Here is a 263-nt window from a genome sequence, read left to right on the forward strand (position 1 = left end):
GGCGACTGCTCGCAGGAGAAGTGCGAATCGGGGCGGGTGATACCCTTTGTAAATACATCCTGCTCCCCTCACTAGAATCATTTCATGATGACCATCCTGCTATCAAAATAAAAGTGACGAATCGAACTACGCCCGAAAGTATAGCATTGTTGAAAGATGGCACAATAGATTTTGCCCTGGCTAATTTACCTTTGACCGATCCCCAGCTTGAAGTGAAAAAAGTATTTGAAGTCCACGATTGCTTTTTCGCTGGACCACGTTTC

The 263-nt window shown here is 45.2% G+C and carries 1 protein-coding gene; it reads left to right on the forward strand.

Annotated features, from left to right (window positions below):
- Positions 1–263, forward strand: a 263-nt coding sequence (locus SB775_RS30625) for a LysR family transcriptional regulator substrate-binding protein (RefSeq protein WP_410865027.1), incomplete at both ends; no start/stop codon positions are given.

The sequence above is a fragment of the Peribacillus sp. SIMBA_075 genome (assembly GCF_046534585.1).